This is a genomic window from Stenotrophomonas sp. STEN038 (assembly GCF_056759895.1).
Genome location: NZ_JBRRDW010000025.1, coordinates 1 through 25,780, shown reverse-complemented (window position 1 = coordinate 25,780; position 25,780 = coordinate 1). Strand labels below are relative to the sequence as shown.

General features: G+C 62.9%; 26 protein-coding genes. 23 read left to right on the top strand and 3 right to left on the bottom strand.

Annotated elements, in window-relative coordinates:
- Nucleotides 1-13: 13 nt before the first annotated feature.
- Nucleotides 14-1,471, bottom strand: coding sequence for an efflux transporter outer membrane subunit (locus ACVOLS_RS11850; protein ID WP_023093951.1), 1,458 nt, complete (start codon nt 1,469-1,471; stop codon nt 14-16).
- A gap of 147 nt (nt 1,472-1,618) precedes the next feature.
- Between ACVOLS_RS11850 and ACVOLS_RS11845 the strand changes: the two genes are divergently transcribed.
- From ACVOLS_RS11845 to ACVOLS_RS11740, 22 genes are all read left to right on the top strand, one after another.
- Nucleotides 1,619-2,308 carry a response regulator gene (locus ACVOLS_RS11845; RefSeq protein WP_023093952.1) on the top strand — a complete coding sequence of 230 codons (690 nt, stop codon included), beginning with the start codon at nt 1,619-1,621 and terminating at the stop codon, nt 2,306-2,308.
- Nucleotides 2,305-3,513, top strand: coding sequence for a sensor histidine kinase (locus ACVOLS_RS11840; RefSeq protein ID WP_237502483.1), 1,209 nt, complete (start codon nt 2,305-2,307; stop codon nt 3,511-3,513). The genes ACVOLS_RS11845 and ACVOLS_RS11840 overlap by 4 nt, the downstream gene beginning before the upstream one ends.
- 501 nt (nt 3,514-4,014) lie before the next feature.
- Nucleotides 4,015-5,043, top strand: coding sequence for a lipid A deacylase LpxR family protein (locus tag ACVOLS_RS11835; protein ID WP_414715478.1), 1,029 nt, complete (start codon nt 4,015-4,017; stop codon nt 5,041-5,043).
- Nucleotides 5,044-5,327: 284 nt separating this feature from the next.
- Nucleotides 5,328-6,125, top strand: a complete 798-nt coding sequence (locus tag ACVOLS_RS11830; protein WP_023093955.1) for a DUF1269 domain-containing protein — start codon at nt 5,328-5,330, stop codon at nt 6,123-6,125.
- A 169-nt stretch (nt 6,126-6,294) separates the two neighbouring features.
- Nucleotides 6,295-7,440, top strand: coding sequence for an AI-2E family transporter (locus tag ACVOLS_RS11825; protein WP_055312169.1), 1,146 nt, complete (start codon nt 6,295-6,297; stop codon nt 7,438-7,440).
- Between the two features lie 33 nt (nt 7,441-7,473).
- Nucleotides 7,474-8,406 (top strand): LysR family transcriptional regulator, encoded by a 933-nt coding sequence (locus ACVOLS_RS11820; protein ID WP_023093957.1) that lies wholly within the window; start codon nt 7,474-7,476, stop codon nt 8,404-8,406.
- Entirely contained in the window at nt 8,403-8,681 is a 279-nt protein-coding gene (locus ACVOLS_RS11815; RefSeq protein WP_023093958.1) for an EexN family lipoprotein, read from the top strand. Before ACVOLS_RS11820 ends, ACVOLS_RS11815 begins: the two co-directional genes overlap by 4 nt.
- 236 nt (nt 8,682-8,917) lie before the next feature.
- On the top strand, nt 8,918-10,921 hold the full coding sequence (locus ACVOLS_RS11810; protein WP_023093959.1) for a conjugal transfer protein TraG: 2,004 nt from the start codon (nt 8,918-8,920) through the stop codon (nt 10,919-10,921).
- Nucleotides 10,918-11,382: a ribbon-helix-helix protein, CopG family gene (locus ACVOLS_RS11805; protein WP_023093960.1), complete on the top strand. Its 465-nt coding sequence runs from the start codon at nt 10,918-10,920 to the stop codon at nt 11,380-11,382. Before ACVOLS_RS11810 ends, ACVOLS_RS11805 begins: the two co-directional genes overlap by 4 nt.
- The gene (trbB, locus tag ACVOLS_RS11800; protein WP_023093961.1) at nt 11,379-12,431 is read left to right on the top strand and encodes a P-type conjugative transfer ATPase TrbB; all 1,053 of its coding nucleotides are present in this window, start codon (nt 11,379-11,381) and stop codon (nt 12,429-12,431) included. Before ACVOLS_RS11805 ends, trbB begins: the two co-directional genes overlap by 4 nt.
- Nucleotides 12,428-12,820, top strand: coding sequence for a TrbC/VirB2 family type IV secretion system protein (locus tag ACVOLS_RS11795; RefSeq protein ID WP_023093962.1), 393 nt, complete (start codon nt 12,428-12,430; stop codon nt 12,818-12,820). The genes trbB and ACVOLS_RS11795 overlap by 4 nt, the downstream gene beginning before the upstream one ends.
- Nucleotides 12,817-13,089 carry a VirB3 family type IV secretion system protein gene (locus ACVOLS_RS11790; protein ID WP_023093963.1) on the top strand — a complete coding sequence of 91 codons (273 nt, stop codon included), beginning with the start codon at nt 12,817-12,819 and terminating at the stop codon, nt 13,087-13,089. The genes ACVOLS_RS11795 and ACVOLS_RS11790 overlap by 4 nt, the downstream gene beginning before the upstream one ends.
- A 15-nt stretch (nt 13,090-13,104) precedes the next feature.
- Nucleotides 13,105-15,558, top strand: a complete 2,454-nt coding sequence (gene trbE / locus ACVOLS_RS11785) for a conjugal transfer protein TrbE (RefSeq protein ID WP_023093964.1) — start codon at nt 13,105-13,107, stop codon at nt 15,556-15,558.
- Nucleotides 15,555-16,280: a P-type conjugative transfer protein TrbJ gene (gene trbJ, locus ACVOLS_RS11780; RefSeq protein ID WP_023093965.1), complete on the top strand. Its 726-nt coding sequence runs from the start codon at nt 15,555-15,557 to the stop codon at nt 16,278-16,280. The genes trbE and trbJ overlap by 4 nt, the downstream gene beginning before the upstream one ends.
- A 12-nt stretch (nt 16,281-16,292) precedes the next feature.
- Nucleotides 16,293-16,613, top strand: a complete 321-nt coding sequence (locus ACVOLS_RS11775) for a hypothetical protein (RefSeq protein WP_023093966.1) — start codon at nt 16,293-16,295, stop codon at nt 16,611-16,613.
- Nucleotides 16,610-17,989: a P-type conjugative transfer protein TrbL gene (gene trbL, locus ACVOLS_RS11770; RefSeq protein ID WP_023093967.1), complete on the top strand. Its 1,380-nt coding sequence runs from the start codon at nt 16,610-16,612 to the stop codon at nt 17,987-17,989. Before ACVOLS_RS11775 ends, trbL begins: the two co-directional genes overlap by 4 nt.
- Before the next feature lie 12 nt (nt 17,990-18,001).
- Nucleotides 18,002-18,706, top strand: a complete 705-nt coding sequence (gene trbF, locus ACVOLS_RS11765) for a conjugal transfer protein TrbF (RefSeq protein ID WP_023093968.1) — start codon at nt 18,002-18,004, stop codon at nt 18,704-18,706.
- Nucleotides 18,703-19,695 carry a P-type conjugative transfer protein TrbG gene (trbG, locus tag ACVOLS_RS11760; protein ID WP_023093969.1) on the top strand — a complete coding sequence of 331 codons (993 nt, stop codon included), beginning with the start codon at nt 18,703-18,705 and terminating at the stop codon, nt 19,693-19,695. The genes trbF and trbG overlap by 4 nt, the downstream gene beginning before the upstream one ends.
- Before the next feature lie 2 nt (nt 19,696-19,697).
- On the top strand, nt 19,698-20,975 hold the full coding sequence (locus ACVOLS_RS11755) for a TraB/TrbI/VirB10 family type IV secretion system protein (RefSeq protein WP_023093970.1): 1,278 nt from the start codon (nt 19,698-19,700) through the stop codon (nt 20,973-20,975).
- Nucleotides 20,972-21,217, top strand: a complete 246-nt coding sequence (locus ACVOLS_RS11750) for a DUF2274 domain-containing protein (protein WP_023093971.1) — start codon at nt 20,972-20,974, stop codon at nt 21,215-21,217. The genes ACVOLS_RS11755 and ACVOLS_RS11750 overlap by 4 nt, the downstream gene beginning before the upstream one ends.
- A 960-nt stretch (nt 21,218-22,177) precedes the next feature.
- Nucleotides 22,178-22,678, top strand: a complete 501-nt coding sequence (locus ACVOLS_RS11745; protein WP_282268535.1) for a DUF4365 domain-containing protein — start codon at nt 22,178-22,180, stop codon at nt 22,676-22,678.
- Complete coding sequence (locus ACVOLS_RS11740; RefSeq protein WP_481545761.1) at nt 22,675-23,802, top strand: hypothetical protein; 1,128 nt, start codon at nt 22,675-22,677, stop codon at nt 23,800-23,802. Before ACVOLS_RS11745 ends, ACVOLS_RS11740 begins: the two co-directional genes overlap by 4 nt.
- A gap of 78 nt (nt 23,803-23,880) precedes the next feature.
- On the opposite strand, the gene ACVOLS_RS11735 is transcribed toward ACVOLS_RS11740, so the two are convergent.
- Together ACVOLS_RS11735 and ACVOLS_RS11730 are read right to left on the bottom strand one after the other, a co-directional pair.
- Nucleotides 23,881-24,126: a hypothetical protein gene (locus ACVOLS_RS11735; RefSeq protein WP_481545760.1), complete on the bottom strand. Its 246-nt coding sequence runs from the start codon at nt 24,124-24,126 to the stop codon at nt 23,881-23,883.
- A 110-nt stretch (nt 24,127-24,236) separates the two neighbouring features.
- Nucleotides 24,237-24,827 carry a hypothetical protein gene (locus ACVOLS_RS11730; protein ID WP_481545759.1) on the bottom strand — a complete coding sequence of 197 codons (591 nt, stop codon included), beginning with the start codon at nt 24,825-24,827 and terminating at the stop codon, nt 24,237-24,239.
- 367 nt (nt 24,828-25,194) lie between these two features.
- On the opposite strand from ACVOLS_RS11730, the gene ACVOLS_RS11725 reads away from it, so the two are divergent.
- Entirely contained in the window at nt 25,195-25,599 is a 405-nt protein-coding gene (locus ACVOLS_RS11725) for a hypothetical protein (RefSeq protein WP_481545758.1), read from the top strand.
- The last annotated feature ends 181 nt before the right edge of the window (nt 25,600-25,780 follow it).

Genomic DNA, 25,780 nt, shown 5'->3' with positions numbered 1-25,780 from the left:
TCGGGGTCCTCTCTCAAAGCCGGGCGGGCAGTTCGACGCCGTAGAAGGCCCTGAACAGTGCGATGCGGCTTAGCGCCAGATCGCGCTGAGCGTGCAGGTGGTCGAGCGTGGTGCGGGTCGCCTCGATACGGTCGGCCAGCAGGTCCTGGCGATCCGCCAGCCCGCGCGAGACGCGGCGCTCGGCGCGTTCGAGACGCAGCGCCGCGAGCCGATCCTGCTCGCGCAACTGGGCTTCGGACACGGCGAAGGTGGCGCGGGCGTCGAGCGCGTCGGCGACTTCGCGGAATGCGGCCTCGATGCTGCGCTCGTACTCGATCACGCCGGCGTGCCTGCGGGTCCAGGCCAGGTCGAGGTTGGCGCGGTTGCGGCCGAAGTCGAAGATCGGCAGCACCAACTGCGGCATGAACGACCAGCTGCGGCTGCCCGAGCTGAACAGATCGTCCAGCGAGTTGCTGGCGCTACCCAGCGAGGTGCTCAGGCGGATCGAGGGAAAGAAGGCTGCGCGGGCTGCGCCAATGTTCGCATTGGCCGCGCGCAGCTCGGCCTCGGCCTGGCGGATGTCGGGACGCTGCAGCAGCACCTTCGAATCCAGATCGCGCAGTGCCGCCATTGCGTCGGGCGCCTCGGCGAGCGGTGCCAGCGGGCCGGGTGCCACCTCCGCATCGAATCCGGTCAGCAGCTGCAACGCCCGCCGCGCTGCTGCGGCATCGTCGCCGGCGCGCAGTGCGGCCACCTGCGCCTGCTCGGTGGCGGCACGCCGGCGGTCCAGCGCGTCGCGTGCGATCAGCCCGATGTCGTACTGCCCTTGCGCGATCTCCAGCAGCGCCGCGTTGTCCGCATGCACGGCCTGCAGGCGCTGGTGCGCCTGCGTCGCCGCGCAGACCAGCGCATAGGCCCTTAGTACCTCGGCGACCAACGCGCCGCGCGCTGCCTCCTGCCCAGCCTCGCTGGCTAGATAATGTTCGCGAGCGGCATCGGATAGCGACTTCAGTCGTCCGAATACGTCCAGTTCGTAGTCGCTGATGGCGATGCCGGCACGCGACAGATCCTGCTGGTAGCGCTCGCGTAGCGCGGGATCGTCGAAGCTCTGTCGGGTCTGCTGCGCATCGATACCGGCCGTGGGCAGGCGCGCAGAGCGCTCGACGCGGTATTGCGCGCGCGCCTGCTCGACCCGAAGCGCCGCAAGTCGATAGTCGGCGTTGTGCGCCAGAGCGCGCACTACCAGCGGCGCCAGGGCGCCGTCGGGCGTCAGGGCGCCCAGGAACTCACGCTCCTGATCCGTCAGCGCCGCGGGCGCGGCCTGCTCTGCGGCGGTGGCGGCCGCTGCAGCGCGAAGCTGCCCGAACGTCGCCGGTACTGCCTGCGGCGGCCGCTCATAATGCGGTGCCATCGAGCATCCAGCGAGCCACGGCGCGGCCAGCACGGAGGCCATCAACCAGGCCGGGACATCGCCAGACAATTTTGGGAACATGCGAATTCTCCAGCGTGTTACAAGAATCGGTGTAGGTTGCCTTCGGGACTTGAAGGGATGTTTCGGGTTTTTTTTAGATTTGATTAAGAAGCGCCGCTTCGCGCCCAGCGCGATCACGTGGCGCATGCACGAGCGAGTGGAGTCAGCATGTCTCAACAGAAAATACTGGTCGTCGAGGACGATCTGGACAGCGCCAGCATCCTGGAGGCCTACCTGCACAAGGACGGCTTCCAGGTCAGCAAGGCACACGACGGCGCGCAGGCCCTGCAGTTGCACGCACAGTGGCGCCCCGACCTGGTCCTACTGGACGTCATGCTGCCCAAGGTCAGTGGTACCGACGTGCTCTCCGCTATTCGCCGTGTTGGCGACACGCCGGTGATCATGGTCACCGCCATCGGCGACGAGCCGGAGAAACTCGGCGCACTGCGCTACGGCGCCGACGACTACATCGTCAAGCCCTACAGCCCAAAGGAAGTGGTGGTTCGCGTGCACGCAGTGCTGCGCCGCGCACGCCCCTCGCCGCGGCCCGATGGTCTACTGCGCCACGGCAACGTCGTAGTCGATACCGGTGCGGTTTTGGCCAGCGTGGAGGATGCATCGGGACAGCCAATTCCGCTGTCCCTGACGCCTGCCGAGTTCAACCTACTGGCCAAGCTGTTGAAGACGCCGTTCAAGGCCTTCACCCGTCATGAACTGCTCGACGCCTGCTTGCCCGAAAGCGATGCACTGGAGCGGTCCGTCGACGTGCACATGCACAACCTCCGCCGCAAGCTAGAACAGCGTGGTGTGAGCGGCGTACTGATGACAGTACGTGGCGTCGGATACCGTTTCCAATGAAGCTGCGTACGCTGCTGTGGCCGCGCCGGCGTCCGGGCTCGCTATGGTGGTGGTTCGGTCTGCGCATGAGCGCGCTGGCCGTAGGAACCGTGTTGGCGGTGGCGATCGGCATGTGGGCGTACTTCGACATCGCCGATACGCTAACACTGCGCCAGGCACCGCCGGAGACGCGCCAGGAGATCGAGCGGCTGCGTGAGGATCCTCGCGGCAATGAGCCTCGGCTGTGGGAGCTGATGGAGCGCTACCACAACATCGAGCGATTCGGCCCCGGCCTGACCAATCCTGACTGGCTGATGTTGGCCGTCATGGTCGTCGTCGCAATCCCTGTCGTCATCCTGGTCGGGCTGTGGTTGTCGCGACCACTTTCGCGTCAGTTCGTACTGATCGCAGAAGCAGCCCGCAGAGTCAGTGAAGGCCATTTCGGTAATCGCGTCGATGCGGTGACTACCGCACCCGACGAATTGGCGGGCCTTGTGCGCAACTTTAACGACATGACCACGCGGCTACAGCAGTACGAGCGCGAGGTGCGTGACTCCAGTGCGATGCTGGCGCACGAATTGCGCACGCCGCTCAACGCGGCCATAGGCCGTGTCCAAGGCATGATGGATGAGGTCTTCCCGCTGGAGCAGGATCAGCTTGGTGCGATTCTTCGCCAGCTCGAGCAGATCAACCGGCTGGTGGGCGATCTACACCTGGTTTCTCTGGCGCGTGCCGGGCAGCTCCCGCTCGAAATGGACAGCTTCCCGCTGCAGGAACTGATTGCGGAGCGGCTGGAATGGGCCGCAGCTGACCTGGATCGAGCAGGCATTAAGCCGGTTGTGTCGGCTGCGACCCATATCCAACTGTATGCCGACCGAGATCGCATAGGGCAGGTACTGACGATTCTCGTCGAGAATGTCCTGCGTTACGCGGCGCGCGGCAAGACACTGGAGATCGACGCAAATAGTACGCCGTTGGGCACAACGATTACCGTCTCGGACCACGGGCCTGGCGTCGCACCAGAACATCTTCCCGCGATGCTCGACCGCTTCTGGCGCGCCGAAACCTCGCGAGCGCGTCATTCCGGTGGAAGCGGACTTGGCCTGGCGATAGCTGCGGCCGTCTGCCGGGCACACGGGGGCGAGCTGGAATGCGGCAATCGTAGCGCTGGCGGCTTGATCGTAAGCGTGCGCCTGCCGACGCGGACTTTTGTCTCGACCGGTTGACCTGAGACCTGAAGTAAGCGGACGAAAGTCGTGGCGAATACTGAGCTACGAATTGGCGAGCTGGCTATTAGGGAATGCGCCGGCCCAGTCAAGTGCTTCTGGCAACTGCCAGTCTCGTCGAGAGACTTATCCAGCATTGGACAACGGCAGCAAGCGGATCTGAATTCATCTCTCAACTGATCGGCCTTTTTACCGGTGTGCGAAGCCGCGCAGTTCGTCACCAAAGGTGTGCTGGTAGCCAGTCACAACATCGATTGCGGATAGGGCTGCATGTGCTGCGCGTACTGTTTGATGGTGTCCTGACGCAATCCATGCCTAACGAAAGGTCAACCATATCCAAAGAAAATCTTTAAATTCCACGCGCATGCTCGCCACGCTCCGAAAGCAAGCTGCCGTGCAATGCTCATCCCGTCCCTGCTTCTGCCGCCCCGGCAGGCAATCCAGCCCGCACTTCTGGAGCGAGCCGGCAGTTTCCATCGCGCCACCGCGCCCGCTCGGGGGTTGTTCTTACTCTCCGTGCTGTGCTGGGTCTCGACGGCACTGGCCAGCGAGCCATGCCAAGCTCCCGCCACCCCCAGAAGTGCGAGCACGCTCAACCTGCGCATGGACAACGACCTGCTCGGCGGCACCGGCCAGGATCAGGGATATTCCAACGGCATATTGGCGACGCTGGTCTCCCCTAACCTAGCAGATCAAGCGAATTCGACCTGCCTGCCGGGCGTGGCGCGCTGGCTCAGCCAGCAGTTTGCCGAACGACAATCATCGACCATCGATGAATGGCATCTCACTGCCGGATTCGGCCACCTGATGTTCACGCCCACGGAGCGAAAGCGGCGGGGCCTGATTGCCAGCGACCGCCCCTACGCCGGGGCGCTGATGTTCAGCTTGGGATACAGCGCGCGCACGGGTGATGTCCTGCGGACGTCCCAGTTGCGCGTCGGCGTGGTAGGCCCCTCGGCCAAGGCTGGCGAAGTACAGAACGCGCTGCACCGCGTCATCGGTGCTGACAGCTCTCTTGGCTGGGACAATCAATTGCATGACGAGCCCGTGATCCAACTGATTCACGAGCGGCGAGAGCGTCTGCGCAGCAGCTCCTCGTCCCAGGCTTGGCAGTGGGACGCCATCGGGGCGGTGGGTGGCAGCATTGGCAACTTCGCGACTGCCGCCCATGCAGGGATGGAACTGCGCCTGGGCACTGAGTTGTCGGACGACTTCGGCATGGCGCCGCTGCGTCCGGCCGGTGAGAACACCACAGCCTTTCAAACTCTCGCGGATGGCATGTGGCGTAGCCACCTGTTCCTGTCCCTCGATGCCCGCTGGGTGATGCGCGACATCACACTCGATGGCAATACCTTCCGCAACAGCCACAGCGTCGATAAGCGCCCCTTCGTCGCCGACATCGGCTACGGCATCGCGGCCGACCGCGGGCGCTGGCGGATCGCCTTTGCACGTTATCACCGCACCCGCGAGTTCGCAGGGCAGCGACAACGACCGGTCTTTGGTAGCGTCACCTTCACCCGAGGCTTCTAAGGAACAGTTCGAGACATCCAGAGGTTATCGTCCCAGCGCCGCATTCGCGCCGTGCAATGGCAAGCGACTTAACAAAATCCAAAAGAATCCCAAAAGAATTCTTCAAGCAAGCCCGGCAGGCTGCTACGGCGGACAGATGCACAAACGCACAACGTGAGGCGGAAGAAGCTTGGGCACGACCTGGTCGTTTCGTCCGCCGACAAGCGTTTGTCATGGTTGCCGCAAAGCCGACCATAAAGTCGCATCCGATTTGCAGACTCCGGACATACTACCAAGGCGGACACATGAACAAATTTGTAGCCATCATTTTTCCAGATGAAGCGCGGGCCTACGAAGGGGTCCTGGCGCTTCGCGAGCTGCATCGAGAGGGCAGTATCCTCCTTTACGGCGAAACGGTAGTCGTCAAGGACGAAGCCGGCAAGCTCTCGATCAGGGAAGCCAAGTCGGCGGGCGGGCTTGCAACCACGATTGGCGCAGTTACTGGTGGTCTTCTCGGCTTGCTGGCAGGTCCGTTCGGCACAATCGCAGGACTGACCGGCGGCGCGCTTCTCGGCGGGCTTAAAGATATATTCGATGCTGGAATTTCTGGGGATTTTATCAAGGTCATCTCCGAAGAACTTACGCCTGGCAGGAGCGTGGTCATTGCCGAAATCGATGAGGGCTGGACTTCGCCCCTTGATATTCGCATCGCCCCTCTAGGCGGCGTGGTGGTGCGTACGTTCCGTCACGAAGTCGAGGAAGCCCAGATCCGACGCGAGATCAATGACATCACGAACGAATTGACGTACCTACGCGAGCAACTGCTCCAAGAGGGTAAGCATGCTGGCACAGAACTAAAGGTGCGCATCGAACTGTTGGACAAATCCTTGGCCGAAGCCAGCAAGCGAATTCAAGGGAAGGCCAAAGCTCTTCGCGAAGAAACGGAGGCTGTAATCGTCTCATTACAAGCGCAGGCCGAGGGGGCTGTCGAATCGGCTGGAAAGCGGATTGAACAACGCATTGCCGATATCCAGGAAGACTACGATAAGCGCGCTGCCAAACTCGAACAGGCTTGGGAACAAACCAAGGCCGCGCTGAGATAGCGGCAAAGAAAGCGATCGTCTAAATCGTTGCCCATTGCGCTCTAACGACCCGCGCGGTCGTCGTGGTGGAAGTGCTCGCAATTCTCCTTCTCCAGTTGGATGAGGTCGCTGGCAAGCTGGTTTCAATCCCTCCCGATCCGAGGGAAAGGAGGTCGAGCCAGATGTATGGATGAAATGTGTTAATGAAAAAATACGCAATGGACATCAGGTCGATATGCAATTAGTGAACCTAAAGGATCGGTCGTTCATTCTCGCGCTGATCGTAATTACGCTGCTCTTCGGCCTACTGCTATGGCCGTTCTACGCAGCAATCTTTTGGGCGACGGCGCTAGCAGTGCTGTTCTGGCCGCTCTACGAGCGCATCTTGTCATCGATGCCTCGATCCCCGGCACTGGCATCTCTTTTGACCATAGTAGCGTGCGTGCTGCTCGTAGTGGTTCCGCTTGCACTGGTCGCTATATCTGCTGCGCAGGAAGTAGTGCAACTCTACGATCACCTACTGGCTGATGGCGGCAGCGGCATCGAAGCCCGTATACATCAGGCCGTAAAGACGGCTCCTCCTTGGTTGCGGGCGTGGCTGGAACGGATGGGCCTCAACCAGTTGGATGGCATCCGCGGCAACACAGTACAGATCCTCGAACAAGCGCTGCAATTCATCGCCTCGCACGCCGTCGCAGTTGGTCAAGATACGCTGCGGCTTGCAGTGAGCTTCACGTTGATGCTCTACCTTCTTTTCTTTGCTTTCCGTGATGGAACGAAGGTGGTCGAGAATTTACGTGACGCATTACCAATCGAGCGCAGCTACTTGGGTGAGTTGGGGCTTCGGTTCGAGAACATGGTGAAAGCGACGATTAAGGGAAGCCTGATGGTCGCGGGCATCCAGGGTGCGCTTGGAGGCGTGCTGTTCTGGTTGCTCGGAATCCAAGGAGCAGTTTTGTGGGGTGTCGTAATGGCAGTGCTGTCACTAATCCCCGTGCTGGGGGCGTGGTTGGTCTGGGGGCCGGTGGCACTTTATCTTCTAGCAACGGGTGAAGTGGCAAAAGCGGCTCTTATGGCCGCGTTCGGCGCCGGTGTAATCGGATTAATCGACAACATCCTGCGACCGATCCTCGTTGGTAAGGAAGCTCGCATGCCGGATTATATCGTCCTGCTATCCACTCTCGGTGGAATCTCGCTTTTTGGATTGACCGGTCTCGTCGCTGGACCGGTTATCGCGGCCTTTTTTATGGCGGCCTGGTCATTGTTTGTCGCAGGAAACACAAGTGGCGAATCCAGCACTCCGCATGCTTCAGCCGAGCCCGAGAATTCGGGGTAGAGATTAACTCCCGGGTATGGCGAGACCATGACAATGGAACTACGACACCTTCGCTATTTCCTTGCCGTAGCCGAAGAATTGCACTTCGCCCGTGCGGCTGAGCGGCTGCATATTGAGCAATCGCCGCTGTCGCGCGCCATCAAGGAGCTTGAAGAAGAACTGGGCGTGATTCTGCTTGCCCGCACCACTCGCAGCACACGACTTACTCGTGCCGGAAAGTTATTTATGGATCATGTGCCGCGCGTCTTCGCAGCATTGCAGCAGGCTCGCGATAGCGTGCAAGCAGCTGCGAACGGCTTCCACGGGCAGTTGCGCGTGGCTCTTTCCGATGGCATCACCCCGTCGCGTTTGCCGGGGCTCTTGGCGCTGTGCCGCCAAGAAGAGCCAGAGGTTGAGCTTCGGTTCTTCGAGGTGCCTCTATCGCAGCAGATCAAGGGACTGCATGATGACCTCTATGACGTGGGTTTCGCGCAGTCCGACGAAGTGGGCGACAGAGTTGTCGCCATGCCGGCCTGGAGCGATACGCTTATGGTGGCGGTGCCTGCGCGGCACCCTCTGTTGGTCCACAAGCGCATCCCTTTGGATGCGCTGTTGCGTTACCCGCTAGTGCTATGCGATCCACAGGTGTGCGAGGGTCATGCCAAGCACGTCGAACGTGTGCTGCGTCGGACAGGCATGGAGCCGTTGATAGCCGAGCGTGTGGCCTCCTGCGATCTGATGATGGCGCTGGTATCCGCAGGCTTCGCGTTGGGTCTGACGGGCGAGGCGCACATTTCCACCAGTCGCGAAGCGGGCGTTGTGGCACGGCCGCTTGCATCGCGTGTGCCGCCGCTGACGACCTACTTGCTGCGCCTTGAGGGCGATCCATCCGATGAGATCTCGCGCTTCATCGAGCGAGTGAAGGCCATCCAGTCGCCAGAGTCTCCCAAGCATCGACCTGATTCCCCGGGAGCGCTTGCGCCATGAAAAGGATCATCCCGCTTTTGCTGGTGACCGCGATGACTGCCTGCGGCCAGTCCGAAGCGCCTCAGAAGATCAACGCTTCCGAAGCGAATATTCCAACAGTGGAAGAGCTTGCGGCCAATCCTGAACGGCTCAAGGAACTGCGCCAGCACTGCAAGACTGACCGCCCAAAGTTGGGTGGCGTGCTGTGCAACCGGGTGGCCGAAGCTACGCGCAAGCGGTTCTATGGCGACGGCGAAACGCCATACACGCCTCCGAAGGAACCGCCCAAGTTCTGATCGTTGTCGGTTCGACGCATCATCTTCATTCTCCTGTTCGACACGCCGCAATGCGTCTTCGCTTGCGGCGCTTTTCTTTGACTCGCCACTGCACTCATTCTTTCTTTTTTCTTGACTTTTCTGCTCAACACGGTCTTTGACCAGCACTGACTTGACACCGAACCTGACGCCTGCGGCACGCCCCTGTGCCGCGATCTCCATGAGGAATCAGCGCAGGAGAAATCGGAGGCCAGGTCATGCAAGGGACGAACGTGCTGTTTGGTCAGATCGCCGTGGTGCTCGGCATCGTGATCGCCGGAGTGTGGGCCGCCACACAATGGACGGCAGCGGCCCTTGGCTATCAAGTACGCCTTGGCTCGCCCTGGTTCGACTTTCTTGGCACGTCGATCTACCACCCGTGGAAACTGTTTGAGTGGTGGTTCTTCTTCGGCGCCTATGCACCGGAGGTCTTCGACACCGGCGGCGCGATTGCCGGCGCCAGCGGCATGGCCGCCGTGGGCGTCGCCATCGCCATGTCGGTCTGGCGCTCGCGTCAAGCACGCATGGTCACAACCTACGGCTCTGCGCGCTGGGCGAACGCACAGGACATTCGCAAGGCTGGCCTCACACAGCCTGCCGGCGTGTTCCTGGGCCAGCATGATCGCCAATACCTGCGTCATGAAGGCCCGGAACACGTCCTGACCTTCGCACCCACGCGCTCGGGCAAGGGCGTTGGCCTCGTGGTGCCGACGCTGCTGTCATGGCCGGCCTCCGCCGTCATCCACGACATCAAGGGCGAGAACTGGCAGATCACCGCCGGCTGGCGCTCGCGCTTCTCGCACTGCCTGCTGTTCAACCCGACCGATGTGCAGTCGGCGGCCTACAACCCGCTGCTGGAGGTTCGACGCGGCGCGCATGAAGTTCGCGACGTGCAGAACATCGCGGACATTCTCGTTGACCCCGAAGGCGCGCTGGAGAAGCGCAACCATTGGGAGAAAACCAGTCACGCGCTGCTGGTCGGGGCCATCCTGCATGTGCTCTATGCGGGCGAAGACAAGACGCTGCGCGGCGTCGCCAACTTCCTGTCCGACCCGGCCAGCCCGTTCGAGCTGACTTTGCATCGGATGATGACCACGCCCCATCTGGGCAATGGGCCGCATCCTGTCGTCGCTTCGGCGGCGCGCGAAGTACTCAACAAGTCGGACAACGAGCGTTCCGGCGTGTTGAGCACCGCCATGTCGTTTCTCGGCCTGTACCGTGATCCGACCGTGGCCGCAGTCACGTCGCGCTGCGACTGGCGCATCGCTGACCTGATCGCTGCCGAGCATCCGGTGTCGCTGTATCTGGTGGTGCCGCCTTCGGACATTTCTCGGACGAAGCCGCTCATTCGCCTGATCCTCAACCAGATCGGTCGGCGCCTCACCGAATCGCTCGATGGCTCCGACGGCATCGAGCGTCGCCACAAGCTGCTGCTGATGCTTGATGAGTTCCCGGCGCTGGGACGCCTGGACTTCTTTGAGACGGCGCTGGCCTTCATGGCCGGCTACGGCATCCGCAGCTTCCTCATCGCGCAGTCGCTCAACCAGATTGACAAGGCGTATGGGCAAAACCACTCCATCCTCGACAACTGCCATGTGCGCGTGACGTTCGCCACGAACGACGAGCGCACCGCCAAACGGATCTCCGAGACGCTGGGCACGGCCACCGAGCTGCGCGCCCAGCGCAACTACGCGGGCCACCGACTCGCGCCGTGGCTCGGGCATCTGATGGTGTCGCGCCAAGAAACAGCGCGCCCGCTGCTGACGCCGGGCGAGGTGATGCAGCTTCCGCCTGACGAGGCGGTGGTGATGGTGTCCAGCGTCGCGCCGATCAAGGCCAAGAAGCTGCGCTACTACGCGGACAGCAATTTCAAGCGCCGTGTGCTGCTGCCTCCCGCGCTCGCGGACGGGCAGTACGCGGACGTGCCGCCGTTGCGTCTGGACGACTGGAGCGGCCTGGCGATTCCCGCCGTGCCCGTTGCGCCGGCGTCCGATACCGCCGAGGGCTTCGCTGCCTCTGCCGACGACGGCGGCCCGCGCCGTCAGCCCGAACTCTCCGAAACCGTCGCCTACGCCCCTGAGCTGGCCGCGCCTGCGGCCGACCTCGCGCTGCTCGATGACGACGACGACCTGCCGCTTCCCCTTCCTCGCCAGCTTGACCCATCCATGCAGCGCACGGCGCGGCTGGCTTCCCTCGACCCCAACGACGGAATCGAGCTATGAGCCACTACCGCCTCAATCTGTTCATCCAGCCTGAGCACGCCAAGCGGCTCGATGAACTGGCTGCCAAGAAGGGCGTGTCCAAGTCGTCCATCGTCGCGGCGGCGCTCGCATCGTGGCTGTCGCCCGATGCCGGCGACCAGCGCGAAGCGGCCATTTCCAAACGGCTTGATCGCCTCTCGCGCCAGGCCGAGCGCATGGAGCGCGACCAGAACATCGCCATCGAAACGCTGGCGCTGTTCATTCGCTACTACCTGACCGTGAGCACGCCGGTTCCCGAGGCGCATCAAGACGCGGCACGCGCGCAGGGCAAAGTGCGCTTCGAGCAGTTCACCGAGCAGCTTGGCCGCCACCTGCTGCGGGGCCGCAGCCTGGTTCGTGACGTGGTGGAGGAACTGCATCCCGATCCGATGCGGATGGAGGACGCGGCGGCAGCCGCGCAAGCGCAGGAGCGTGCTTCATGAGCGCCGCTCCGCAGTCCATGAGCGCCACGTCGCTCGACCGGCGCATCCAGATGCTGCGCACGGCGATGGGGCCGCTGATCGCCGCCGCGCTGGAAGACCCGGACGTGGTGGAAATCATGCTCAACCCCGATCGCACCCTTTGGGTGGATCGCCTGTCGTCGGGTCGTGCGCCGATCGGTGTGGAGATGCCCGAGGCCGATGGCGAGCGGATCATCCGCCTCGTCGCGGCCCATGTGGGCGCGGAAGTCCATCGCGGCCAGCCGCTGCTATCCGCCGAACTGCCCGAAACCGGCGAACGCTTCGAGGGCATCTTGCCGCCCGCCGCGCCAGGGCCGGCCTTCGCGCTGCGGAAGCGCGCCATCGGCGTGATCCCGCTGGAGCGGTACGTCATCGACCAGATGATGACCGCCGCCCAGGCGGGCTTTCTCGTTCGCGCCGTGCGCGAGCGGCAGAACGTCCTGATCGCCGGCGCCACCAGCAGCGGCAAGACCACGCTCGCCAATGCGCTGCTGGCCGAGATCGCCGCCACGGGCGACCGCGTGCTGGTGCTTGAAGACACGGTGGAGCTGCAATGCGCGGCCCGTGACCACGTTCCGCTGCGCACCCGCGCAGGCGTGGTATCGATGACCGAGCTGGTTCGCTCGTCCATGCGCCTGCGGCCTGATCGCGTCGTCGTTGGCGAAGTGCGCGGCGCCGAGGCACTGGATCTCATCAAGGTGTGGGGCACAGGCCATCCGGGCGGCATCGCCACGATCCATGCCGGCTCCGCGCTCGGCGCGCTGCTGCGCCTGGAGCAACTGATTCTCGAAGTGGCGGTGAATCCGCCCCGTGCGCTGATTGCCGAGGCGGTCAACGTGGTGATCCACATAGCCGGACGCGGGCGCAAGCGCCGCATCGAGAGCATCGCCCGCGTCGTCGGCTTCGACGGCGTGGGCTACCAACTGGCGGACGCGCTGGAAACGCCGTTTCCCGAGCTGCCGCCACGTCCCGATGCCGCACCCGCTGCGGCGACTTCCCGATCCCCTCACTCACTTGGAGAACTGCCATGACGCAGATGACCATTCCTGCTTTCCGTGTTTCCGTAAATCCGCCTTCTCACTTGTCTAACTCTGCACGGCTGCGCTGCCTGGGCCGCCCTGCGGGGCAAGGACTGCTGCTGGCCGCGCTGCTGCTGTTCCTGGCTGGAACAGCACAGGCCGCCGGCTCCTCGATGCCGTGGGAAGGCCCGCTGCAATCCATCCTCGAATCCATCCAGGGGCCGGTAGCTCGCATCGTCGCCGTCATCATCATCATCGCCACGGGCCTCGCGCTCGCGTTCGGCGACACGTCTGGCGGATTCCGCAAGCTGATCCAGATCGTCTTCGGCCTGTCCATCGCTTTCGCGGCTTCCAGCTTCTTCCTGTCGTTCTTCAGCTTCTCCGGCGGGGCCGTCGTATGAGCGCCCCGGACGCCTTCACGGAAGGCTTCGAGGTGCCGCTGCATCGCTCGCTGACCGAGCCGATTCTGCTGGGCGGTGCGCCGCGCACCGTGGCGATCGCCAACGGCACGCTGGCTGCCGCGGTCGGCCTGGGCCTGCAACTGTGGATTCCCGGCGTGGTGCTCTGGATCGTCGGCCATTCGCTGGCGGTGTGGGGTGCGCGCGTCGATCCGCAGTTCATGCAGGTCTTTGCGCGGCACATCAAGCACCGCCCGCTGCTGGACGTGTGAGGGGAGGACGCCGCGATGCTGAACCTCGCCGAATACCGCCAGCGCCCGGCCTTGCTTGCTGACTGGCTGCCCTGGGCCGGACTGGTCGCACCGGGCGTCGTCTTGAACAAGGACGGCAGTTTCCAGCGCACAGCCCGGTTTCGTGGGCCCGACCTCGACAGTGCGACGCAAGGCGAACTGATCGCCACGTCGGCGCGCTTGAACAACGCCCTGCGCCGCATGGGATCGGGCTGGGCGCTGTTCATCGAAGCCGACCGCCGGGCCGCTGCCGACTATCCGCGCTCGGAGTTTCCCGAACCGCTTTCGTGGCTGGTGGAGGAAGAACGCCGGGCCGCCTTCGAGGAATCGGGCCATCACTTCGAGAGCGGCTATCACCTAACGCTGCTTTACCTGCCGCCGGAAGAATCCCGCGCCCGCGCAGCCAGGATGCTCTACGAGAACACGCCGACGAATGGTGTGGACTGGCGCGAGCGGCTGCAAGCCTTCGTCGCGGAAACGGATCGCGTCTTTGACCTGCTCGACGGCGTGATGCCGGAAATTGACTGGCTCGATGACGCGCAGACGCTGACCTACCTGCACGCGACCATCTCGACGCGGCGCTATCGCGTGGGCGTGCCCGAAGTGCCGTTCCACATCGACGCGCTGCTGACCGATTCCGCGCTGGTCGGCGGCCTGGCGCCCATGCTGGGCGACCAGCACCTGCGCGTGGTGTCGGTGCGCGGCTTCCCGACCTCGACCTGGCCAGGGATTCTGGACGACCTCAACCGCCTCGGTTTTGCGTACCGCTGGAGCACGCGCTTTCTCTGCCTCGACAAATCCGAGGCGGAACGGGAGTTGGGACGCCTGCGCCGCCAATGGTTCGCCAAGCGCAAGAACGTCATCGCGCTGCTGCGCGAAACGATCTTCCAGCAGGAAAGCCCGCTGGTCGATACCGACGCCAACAACAAGGCCGCCGATGCCGACGCTGCCTTGCAGGAGCTAGGCAGCGATCAAGTCGCCTTCGGCTATCTGACGGCGACCGTCACCGTCATGGACGAGGACGCTGCCGTCGCAGACGAGAAGCTGCGCATGGTGGAGCGCGTCATCCAGGGTCGGGGCTTCGTCACCATCCCTGAAACGCTCAATGCCGTGGATGCCTGGCTGTCTTCGATCCCCGGCAACGCCCACGCGAACGTGCGCCAGCCCATCGTTTCGACGCTGAACCTGGCGCACATGATGCCGGTGTCGGCGGTGTGGGCCGGGCCAGAGAAGAACGACCACCTCGACGGCCCGCCGCTGATCGTCACACGCACCGATGGCGCCACGCCGTTTCGCCTCGTGACGCACATCGGCGATGTGGGCCACACGCTGGTCGCGGGGCCGACTGGCATGGGCAAGTCGGTCTTGCTCGCCACGCTGGGGATGCAATTTCGCCGCTATCGCGGCTCGCGCATCGTCGCCTTCGACATGGGCCGCTCCATGCGGGCTGCGATCCTCGGCCTGGGCGGCGAACACTACGACCTGGGCACGGATGGCGAAATCGCTTTCCAACCACTCGCGCGTATCGACCGTGAGGGCTATCGCACGTGGGCCGCCGAATGGATCGAAGGCCGCTTGGTGCACGAAGGCGTGGCGGTCGGCCCCGACGAGAAGACAGCTATCTGGTCGGCGCTGGGAAGTCTCGCCGGTGCGCCGGTGGAGCAGCGCACGATGACGGGGGTCTCCGTGCTGTTGCAATCGAACACGCTGCGCCAGGCGCTGTCGCCTTATGTGCTAGGCGGTGCCCACGGCAAGCTGCTGGACGCCGACCATGACCGCCTCGGCATGGCCGACGTGCAGTGCTTCGAGATGGAGGAGCTGATGCACAGCAAGGCCGCCGTCATGGCCGTGCTGCATTACCTCTTTGCGCGCTTCGATGAACGCTTCGACGGTGCGCCCACGCTGCTGATCCTCGATGAAGCGTGGTTGTTCCTCGATGACCCGGTGTTTGCCGCGCGTATCCGCCAGTGGCTCAAGACGCTGCGCAAGAAGAACGTCAGCGTCATCTTCGCCACGCAGAGCCTTGCCGACATCAAGGATTCGAGCATCGCGCCCGCGATCATCGAAAGCTGCGCCAGTCGCATCTTCCTGCCGAACCCGCAGGCGACCGAACCGCAGATTCGCACGATCTACGAGGGCTTCGGCCTCAACAGGCGACAGATCGAAATCGTCGCAACCGCGCAGCCCAAGCGCGACTACTACTACCAATCCCGCCTCGGCAACCGCCTGTTCGACCTCGACCTGGGGCCGGCGGCGCTGGCGTTTGTGGGCGCTTCCACGCCGCAAGACCAGCGCGACATAGACCGCGTGCTGCTGGACGCCGGCGTGCCCGGCTTCGCGGGCGCCTGGCTGCGCCATCGCGGCCTCGATTGGGCGGCCGACCTGCTGCCCTCGTTCCCCGGCCTCGCGCCGGGTTCCCTCGCTGACCAACCCCTGGAGAATCTGCCATGAAGAAGCGTCTTATCGCCGCCGCCATCGCGGCCATGCTTTGCACCGCCACCGCCCATGCGCAATGGGTCGTGGTCGATCCCACCAACCTCGTGCAGAACACGCTGACCGCGATCCGCACGCTGGAGCAGATCAACAACCAGATCCAGCAGCTTCAGAACGAAGCGCAGATGCTGATGAACCAGGCGCGCAACCTCGCCAGCCTGCCGTCCAGCGTAGTGAACCAGTTGCGCGCCAATCTGGCGACGACCGAGCGGCTGATCGCGCAGGCCCGCGGCCTGGCCTACGACGTGACGAATCTGGATCGGGAGTTTGCGCGCCTGTATCCCGAGCAGTACGCCGCCACCGTCAGCGGCGACCAGATGTACCGCGATGCGCAGGAGCGTTGGCGGAACACGCTCAACGGCTTGCAGACCACGATGCAGATGCAGGCACAGGTGTCGCAGAACCTGGGCGAAGACGAAAGCGTGCTGGCTGACCTCGTGGGCAAGAGCCAGTCGGCCGAAGGCGCGCTCCAAGCCATGCAGGCCATGAACCAGTTGCTGGCCTTGCAGGCCAAGCAGTCGATCCAGTCGCAACGGCTCCAGATCACGCAGGATCGTGCGGCCTCGCTGGAACTGGCGCGGCAGGCGGCCGCCACCGAGCGAGCGCGCGAAGTGCGGCGGCGTTTCATCGGCGATGGCACGCCGTACACGCCGCAGCGCGTGGATTTCTACGGCAATTGACAGGAGGCCGCCATGCGATGCGTCCTTGTCCTGTGTGTCGCGCTGGTGGCCGCTTGCGGCGAGCAGCCGGCCGACCACCTTGCCGATGCCTTGGCCGCTGATCCCGTGCGGCTCAAGGCATTGCGCGCGCAATGCGCGGCCGACCGGCAGGCCACGGGCGAGGACGCTTGCCGCGCCGCTGCCGAAGCCTTCCGGCGGCGCTTCTTCTCCGGCCAGGCTGAGCCGGATGAATACCAGACCTTGGCCGACCTGCCGCCGATCCCGCCGAGCTTCGAGGAGCCGGCCGATGGCGTGGCTCCCGCAATGCCACCCGAACCGGAGGACACGCCATGAATGACGTGACCATCATCGACCAGTTCCTCAACACCTTCGCCGCCTATATCGACTCGGGTTTCGGGCTGCTGCGGGGCGAAGTGGCGTTCCTCACGGCTACGCTGATCGTCATCGACATGACGATCGCTGGACTGTATTGGGCCATGAGCCACGCCACCGGCCAAGGCGAGGACGTGATCGCCAAGCTGCTGCGCAAAGTGCTGTACGTCGGCGCCTTCGCCTACATCATCAACAACTTCAACTGGCTGGCGAGCATCGTCTTCCGCTCGTTCGCGGGATTGGGCATCACCGCCACCGGCTCTGCCATCACGATGGAGAACTTCTTGCAGCCTGGCCGGTTGGCGAAAACCGGCCTTGACGCGGGCGGGCCGATCTTCCTCCAGCTCGACGACATGATGGGATTTCCCGAGGTGTTCTTGAACCTCGATGCCATCTTGGTGCTGTTCCTCGCCTGGCTGGTCGTGGTGCTGTGCTTCTTCGTGCTGGCGATCCAGCTTTTCATCACGCTCATCGAGTTCAAGCTGACAACCCTCGCGGGCTTCGTGCTGGTGCCGTTCGCGCTTTGGAACAAGACCTCGTTCCTGGCCGAAAAGGTCTTGGGCAACGTGGTGGCCTCCGGCGTCAAGGTGTTGGTGCTGGCCGTGATCGTCGGTATCGGCTCGGGCCTGTTCACTCAGTTCCAAGTCCACCCCGATGAGCCGTCGCTCGACCACGCACTGGTCATCATGCTGGCCTCGCTCACTTTGCTGGCGCTGGGGATCTTCGGCCCTGGTATCGCCACGGGCCTAGTGTCCGGTGCGCCGCAGCTCGGCGCGGGCGCGATGGCAGGCGCTGCCATCGGTGCGGCCGGGACGGCGGTAGCTGTCGGTGCTGCCGCGACGGGTGTAGGCGGTGCCGTAGCCGCTGGCGCACGTATGGCACCGGCTGCCGCCAAGCTGGCCGGCGCTGGTGCGCGTGCGGCCACGTCGGCGGCTGGCAGTGCGAAATCGGCGTTCCAGGCCGGCTCCGCCGCCGCAGGCGGTGGTGCGAAAGGCGCAATGGCGGGCCTGGGCAACGTCGCCAAGACCGGCGCGCAGGCAGCCGAACGAGGCGCGGCATCCCGCGCCTCCGCTGCCGGGCAACGCATGGCCGCTCCCTTCCGCGCTGGCTGGAATGGCGCTGCTGCCGATGGCGGCGCGGCATCCGGTCAGGGTGGCGCAGGCGAGGCCACAGCCGGCGCGGCTACCGCCCAGAAGCAGGAACAGCCCGCTTGGGCCAAACGCCTGCACCGCCGCCAGCAACTCACCCATGCCGCGACCACCACCGCCCACACGCTACGCGGTGGCGATGGCGGCGGCTCCGGCCAGGGGCCGAGCCTGCGCGATTCCGATTCATAAGGAGAACTGACCATGCGATTCAAGAAACCGCAGGTGCGCTATGCCGACACGCCGCAGCCTGCCACGCCGTACCAAGCTGCCGGCCAGGTGTGGGACGAGCGCATCGGCTTGCCGCGCGTGCAGGCGAAGAACTGGCGCCTGATGGCCTTCGGCTGCCTAACGCTTGCGCTGCTGATGGCCGGCGGCCTGGTGTGGCGCTCGGCGCAATCCATCGTGACGCCCTACGTCGTGGAGGTGGACAACGCGGGCCAGGTACGCGCCGTGGGCGAAGCCGCCACGCCATACCGGCCCAACGATGCGCAGACCGCGCACCACATCGCGCGCTTCGTGACGCTGGTGCGCTCGCTGTCCATCGACCCCATCGTCGTCCGCCAGAACTGGCTCGACGCCTACGACTACACAACCGACAAGGGCGCGGCCGTGCTCAACGACTACGCACGGGTCAACGACCCGTTCGCGCGTATCGGCAAGGAGTCGGTAACGGTGCAGATCACCAGCGTCGTGCGCGCCAGCGACACGTCTTTCAACGTGCGCTGGACGGAACGCCGCTACGTCAACGGCGCCGCGGCGGGCTTGGAGCGGTGGACGGCCGTGGTGTCCATCGTGCTCCAGCCGCCGCGCACCGAAGAACGCTTGCGCAAGAACCCCCTGGGCATCTACGTCAACGGCCTGTCGTGGAGCCGCGAACTGGATTCTTCCGAAGGAGCCAAGCCATGAATGATCTTCTCCGTAAATCCGCCTTGCCGGTGATCCTGCTTGCCCTGGCGGGCTGCGCTACGCAGGGCAAGCCACCGCCGACCATCTCGCTCGATGAGCCGGTGCAGGCCCAGCCGCTACCCGAGCCATCCGCGCCGGTGGAGGTGGTGGCCGTGCCCGAGGTTCTGCCGATGCCGGCGCAGTTGAAGCCATTGCCCGAAGCCGAGGACGCCAAGCCCACGCCGGAGCCAGCCGACGAGAAGGTGCGCGTCTCACGGGCCAATGCCGAGGCGCGCGTCGCACCCACGCGCGAGGGATACGTCAACGCGATTCAGGTGTGGCCGTTCACCGATGGCGCGCTCTACCAAGTCTATGCAGCCGTGGGCCGCGTGACCGTGATTTCGCTCCAGCCGGGCGAGGAGCTGGTGACGGTGGCCGCTGGTGATACTGTGCGCTGGATCGTGGGCGATACGTCCAGCGGCAGCGGTGCCGACCTGCGCGTCAATGTGCTGGTCAAGCCGATCCGCTCGGGCCTCAAGACAAATCTCGTCATCACCACCAACCGCAGGACGTACCTGCTGGAGTTGGCTTCGACGGAAAAGACGTGGATGGCGTCGGCGTCCTGGGAGTATCCGCGCGACCGGATGCTGGCCTTGCAGCGCCGGGCGCAGGCGGCCAGCGCAGCCGCGCCGGTGGATTCCGGCTTGTCCTTGGAGAACCTGCGCTTCCGCTACGCGGTCAGCGGCAGTAATCCGTCGTGGAAGCCGCTGCGCGCCTTCGACGACGGTGCGAAGGTCTATATCCAGTTCCCCGTCGGCATCGCGCAAGGCGAGCTGCCGCCGCTGTTCGTGATCGGGCCGGAAGGCGACGGGCAACTGGTCAACTACCGTTTCCGCTCGCCGTATTACATCGTGGATCGGCTGTTCGGCGCGGCCGAACTTCGCCTGGGCGGAGACAAGGGCGACGTGGTGCGGATTGAGCGCACGGACGGCGTTGCGCGGAGGAACTGACCATGAGCCAGGACGACACCCCCGACCTTGCCACGCCGCAGGCGGGCAAGGTCGCGCCCGAAGCGGTGGCGCTGCGCGCCCAGCCGCGCCCGGTCACGCGCCTGAACCGGCGCACGCTGGCCATCCTTGTCGGCGGCCTGTCGGTCGCCGTGCTCGCGGCCACGATCTGGTCGCTGCAACCGCAGCGGCGCGGCACCAACGAGCAGACCGAGCTTTACAACGTCGATCGCGTCTCGAAGTCCGAAGGGCTGGATGCGCTGCCGACGGACTACTCGAAGCTGCCACCAGCCTTGCCGCCCGGTGTGCCCGAGCTGGGGCCGCCGTTGCCCGGCGACCTTGGCCCGGCCATCGTCGCTTCGCAGCAGCCGGTGACGCCGGGCTATTCGCCGCCAGGCCATGATCCCGAAGATGCCTTGCGTAAGGAGGCGGACGCGGCTGCGGCCTCGTCGGTGTTCTTCCGCTCGGGCGGCCAAGGGCAGACCGCCGCCACGGTCGCGCAGGCAGCGCCGGGGGCTGCAAGCACGCTTGCGGCCTTCGATCCGCTCGCTGCTGGGCCTGCCTCAACGGCGGCCCAGCCCGCCGACCCGACCGCCGTGCAGAACCGGCAAGACCAGAAAGAGGCGTTCCTGAAAGCCGGTTCTACGGAAACCCGCAATTCCGGGAATCTGGCGCTGCCCGCGTCGCCGTATCAGGTGATGGCCGGAACGGTGATCGCCGGTGCGCTAGTGACAGGCATCAAGTCGGACTTGCCGGGCGACGTGATCGGCACTGTGACGGAGCCGGTCTATGACACAGCCACCGGCAAGTTCCTGCTGATTCCGCAGGGGGCGCGCATCCTCGGGCGCTACAACAGCCAGGTCGGCTACGGACAGAGCCGCGTACAGGTGGTGTGGAACCGGATCATCCTGCCCGACACGTCCTCGCTGACGCTGGACAACCTTGTCGGCACCGACCCGGCCGGCTACGCGGGCTTGGAGGATGACGTGGACTGGCACTGGAACCGCATCTTTGCCGGTGCGGTGCTGACGACGCTGCTGGGCGTCGGCGCAGAACTGGCCGCGCCAGAGAACCGCCAGGACGGCAACCGCATCGTCATCGCCGGACGTGACAGCGCCCAGGACAGCATCAATCAGGTCGGCCAGGAAATCACCCGGCGCAACATGAACATCCAACCGACGCTGACCGAGCGGCCGGGCCTGCCGGTGCGGATCATCGTTAACCGGGATCTAGTGCTGCGGCCCTACCAGCCGCTGTTCTTCAATCGGGGAGCTTCGCAATGAACGCGACCAAGAAACTGCGGCTTGGGCCGCTGCCCAAGACCGAGAACGTCAAGCTTACCTTCGCGTGCCCGGCCAGCCTGAAAGCCGACCTCGACCGCTACGCCGCACTGCACGCGCAGGCGTATGGCGAGGCGGTCGATGCAGAGAAGTTGATCCCGCACATGCTGGAGGCGTTCATTGCCGGCGACCGGGGATTCAGGAAGGGAGGCGCGAGCAGGCCCGCACCGCCGAAGCCGAGCTGACAATGCACGGATACTTTGCCGACGCACCCTCGAACGCGCAGCCCAACGCTGCGCGTTCTTCGTTCTGGAGCGCCGCGACCGATTGGGCTATGATGGCCGAGCAAGCCTGCCGTCTGCTGGCAATCGCCCCGACGCAGTACGCTCCGGCTTTCTACCGCGACGCTCTTATGTGGCTCCTAGCCCACAAAGCCGCAGCCCCGCAAAGCGGCCCGAAGTAGAGCTAAACCCGTGTCCTGTATAAGCTTTCAAGCCCCCAGCGATTTTCACTGAGGGCTTGACACAGGCACTTTTTTGTTGTCCTGCAAAGGCCCTGCAAAAGAAACGCCGGCTCTTCGGCGGTTGATGCCGAGACCATTCCAGCGCGCGGACGGGCCTTGTGTCCGTGTAGTAGTCTCGGTCTGAAATTCGCCAAGGCACTCATGGATGAAAAGCACGACGACAATTCGTGGTGAGCACGGTGAACATAATGGCCGATCCTATGAAGTTCGCGTGCTGAATTGGGATGGAGCCGCGTTCACGGTCGACGTACTCGTGGACGGTCTGCCTCCCAAGGAGGACAGCGACCACAGTTGGCCTACGTACGATGAGGCAGTGCGTCGTGGACACGAACTTGCCAGATCAATGATCGGCTACTGATCGTAGGCATCGCACTGCCAAATGGTGATGCAGCTTATGGACAGCCATCGGACTCATAATCCAGTCCAGTAGGCTTTCCGCCAGTTGTCAATAAATAGAAAATCCCCTTATTTCAGGGGCTCTTGTGCATCTGGAGCAAGCCCTGTGGTTCCTGCTTTGCCAGTGTAACGCCGGGTTTTTCCGGAATGGTTACACAGGAGTTACACGGAGTAGGTGCCTGTTGGGGCACGCTGAATTTTTCTAGCAGCCAATCAAGCCTAGTTTCCGAGACTCCGCGCCAGCTATCATCCTCAAAGGACGTCTAGGAAGTTGGGCGGGGGGGCCATGGATCCGGAAGTTCAGAAAGAACAGTTCCAGCGAGCGTTCGTGGGGGCATTGGCTGCTCATGCGGGGCTTAACTCTGGGCAAGACGTGGTAGATGACGACAGCGTTGATCTTCGATTGAAAGCTCGAGGAATTGTGGGAGGAAAGATCCGCAATCCGCAGATCGAATTTCAGCTCAAGTGCACGTTCAGGGATTTGGTCACGGGTGACTCGCTTGCGTTCCCGCTAGGGATCAAGAACTACGATGATCTACGTGCAGAAGATTTGCTGTCCCCTCGCTATCTGGCCGTCTTGGTCGTTCCTCGAGACACAGGCAAGTGGCTAGATCATTCTGGCGATTGCATGACGTTGTCTCATGAGTGCTATTGGATGTCGCTAAGGGGTTATCCGAAGAGTCCCAATACGACGTCTGTAACGGTTCATGTGCCGCTCAAGAATCGGCTGCGAACGTCCACTCTAGAGGACATGATTAAAGCGGCCTCCAGGAGCGAATCTCTATGAGCCAGTCGCAAACCGACAAGCTAGGCTTCGGGGCGGATGAGTTGGCTACATATCTGACTCAGAAGGGATGGGTCAAGGATGTGGTTCTGGATGGTCGCGCTTCCATTTGGCACCGGGTCGATGATGCGCTTGCTGAGATCAGCGTTCCGTCTCTCACCCTGCGTGACTACTACGCACGGATGCTGGATGCTTTGTTTGATCTCCAAGAGTTCGAGGGGCGTGATCGCGAGAGCATTCGAAGGGATATCGTAAACGCGGGTGCGGGCTTGCTGACGGTTCGGGTGAAAGGGGAAGATACCTCGGAAGGGCTGATACCCCTGCGGGATGGAATTGTCTTAATACAAAAGGCAAAAGACCTACTGGTGGCAGCAGCTATGTCACTGACTGCGAAGAAGAGACACTTCCAAGGCAGGTTGGCTGACGAGATGCGTGAGTACATCGACTCCGTGCAACTGGGGCAGACCGAGTTTGGTAGTTATGTCATCAACGTCGTCGCGCCAGCCAAGGAGTTCGATCTTTCAGAAGTAGCCAGTGATGAAGGTATCGCAAGCGTGCTCTTTCAGAACCTGGTCGCGGGAGTGGAGGCGCTGCATACGGCTACAGGGGCATCTCAAGGAGAGGTTTCGCGTAATGCGATTCTGCTGGAGCAGGCTGTGAAAGCTGGTGCCAGCATAAATATGTGTGATTCCTTACTTGGATTTAGCGGGCAATCAAGGTCTCGTAGCTTTGAGTTGTCGCTGTCTGTGCCACAGGGAGGGCTTTTCCCTAGGCGGACATGTTCTTTCTCATTTGATCAAGATCGGATTGCCGGGCTTCAGGCTGCGATCGAATACTTCAGGGACGATTATGTGTTGAGAAATCGAGTCGTTGAAGGTTTTGTGAAGCACCTTTCGCGTCCTACTCAGGACGAGCATGGAAAGATCACTTTGGAGGCGTTTGTTGAAGGTGTAGAGCGATCTGTAAATATCGAATTGGGACCCCATGATTATCATCTTGGCATCTCAGCTCATGACAACAAGCGCATGGTTCGCTGCTCCGGTGACCTCCATGTAAAACCAAGAGGATCTGTGCTGCTGAATCCATCAAATTTCGGATTCGTCAATCCCGACGAAGCACTTCTTTAAGCGGCGCACCACAGTTCGCCCTGTTGCCCCCTGCTTGATGTGGGCGGGTCGGCCCGGGCTGATGATCGGCGGCTTGGCCTACCTCTGGTGTGCCAACAGTGCGTCGTCTTCATCGTAGCTCTTGATGCGGATATCGCCGCCATCTGGTGCGTCCAGCACCGTGGTGCCGTTGTCGAATACGAACGCGGTCTTGCTCCGCCCAAAGCCTGCCGGCCTGGTCAGCATGATGCCGTCAGTTGGCGAGGGCAGGACAGGGGCCCAGCCTGCGTTGAGCAGCATCACCAAGCGGCGAAAGCCAGCGGTGGAAATCTGATGATCCTGCACAAATCCTCCGGGTTGCTCAATGAATGGCCCCGGCTTGCCTGGCTAGGTTCGGGGTAGGCGCGCGCCGAGTTCTGGGAGATGACTGGAACGAATCGCAGGGCTGCGTGATGTCAACGAAGGAGCTTATGCATTCCACTAAGCGCGATCTGAGTCTCCCTGACCACTCGATCTATGGATCCAGCAAAAGCAGGGAGTTTGTCGCGCCAAATGTAGTAGTTGTGATCGGCCTGGTCGTTCGCAATCGAGTTGTAATAAATAGCCTTGAGAAGGCTCGTGCCAGGCTCGCCCAAATTGTGAAGTTCCGGCTGGAACTCAATCAACTTTGCTGGAACTTGGAACACGTAGCGCACACCGTCGGAGTGGCTTGATTCGAAGTTCCTAATAGCTTGTTGGAGCGTCTCTCCTTCATCCAAGAGCAGTTTTGTCGCCCCCAAGAGAGAGGATGCGAGGCTGAGGGCTTTGCGTTCGGCTGCCCGTTGTTCGTCAGCGCGTTGATGTGCCCGTTGCCAGGCCGGAATGGCGATAGCCACCAGTATGGCCAAGACACTGCCGACTGCTTGCACCCAGGCGGGAGCATCGAATGGCTTGGATTGAGGCGCGCTTCCCCAGTGGTAGAAGAGTCCCCAAGCAAAGAGCACGCCGAATCCTGTACAAAGCATGCTGATGACGAACAAGTCACGGCCGGTGATTGGTTCCTTCATGAACTCCATAGCTCCGCTGGTGTTGTGAGTTGGAGTTTAGGCCGAGGCCCCACGGAAATGGGCTGCACAGTTGTTTGGACCCGGTCACCGGCATGAGGTCTCTGGATCTGTGTGGCAGCTGGCTCGGGTTGCAGGTGTTGTTGGGGACACCGTCTGCTGCTCCCTTCTGGCGAAACATTCGGTCAGCGTGATCGCGGAGTTGGCATCACTGCGGCGGGGATGTTCTTGCCGTCGGGGAAAACAGGCGGGAAAACAGGGGGAAAAGGGGTCAGAGTCAGGTTTTTGCTAGCTGAGACTTCTGTATTGAGGTCTGATGGAGACTTGTTTCATTCTGGGATGTGCATTTGTGAAGACTCCCGGCCAACTGATGGCCATTTCAATCAAGAAGGTTCTGCTGCCAGAGATACGCCGGCTTGGGTTTGGCGGTAGTGGGGTAGCAAACTTCGTCCGTTCCAGTGAAGTCCACCGTGACTTCCTGTCGATTCAATACTGGACGTATGGCGGCAGTTTCATCCTGGAGTTCAGCCGCGTTCCGGCGACTTGGGTTGACCCTGACTCGGGAGAAGTCCCGAAAAGGGTGTTTGAGACAGATCCGCTGCTTAGAAAGCGCTTGATCGATACGGAGCAGCACAAGGACTTCCATGGGTTCTCTTTCAAGGGGTTCGGCAGCGAGCAGAGCCAGTACGACCAGTTAGCGGCTTCGGTTGTTGCGTTGTTGCCGCAGGTTGAGGCGTGGCTGGAGAGTGGGATTAAGGGGCCGAATATTCACTGATATACGGTTGCGTGTGCATCTTCTGCTGGCGGGCTGTACTGCTTGAAATCTAATGGTTGCTTCAGCTCGTCTGGAGTTCCCAGGATTTAGTGGACACCTGACCGAGGGTGGCGATGCGCTGCCTCGAACTCGTCAGGACTGACCCCGCCTAGATGGCTGTGGCGGCGTGTTGGATTGTAAA